1 protein-coding gene is annotated in these 358 nt (G+C 68.4%); it reads left to right on the plus strand.

The features are described 5' to 3' along the window. The coding region (locus MKD38_RS30950; protein WP_252682470.1) for an NAD(P)(+) transhydrogenase (Re/Si-specific) subunit beta at nt 1-358 on the plus strand (358 nt) is incomplete at both ends.

Genomic DNA, 358 nt, shown 5'->3' on the forward strand with positions numbered 1-358 from the left:
AACCCAGTCGTCGGTGGGCACCGGACTGGCGCTGATCTTCGCCGCGCTGGTGGTCGGCGGCGGCATCGGCGCCTACGTCGCGCGCAAGGTGCAGATGACCAAGATGCCGGAACTGGTCGCGGCGATGCACTCGCTGATCGGTCTTGCCGCGGTGTTCATCGCAGTGGCGGCGGTGGCCGAGCCGGCGGCGTTCGGCATCAGCCCGGCCGGCTCGCACCTGATCCCGCTGGGCAACCGCATCGAACTCTTTATCGGCTGCTTCGTCGGCGCGATCACGTTCTCGGGCTCGGTGATCGCCTTCGGCAAGCTGGCCGGGCGCTACAAGTTCCGCCTGTTCCAGGGCGCGCCGGTGGTGTTT

The sequence above is a fragment of the Cupriavidus sp. WGlv3 genome (genome assembly GCF_023952475.1).
Classification (GTDB): Bacteria; Pseudomonadota; Gammaproteobacteria; order Burkholderiales; family Burkholderiaceae; genus Cupriavidus; species Cupriavidus phytorum.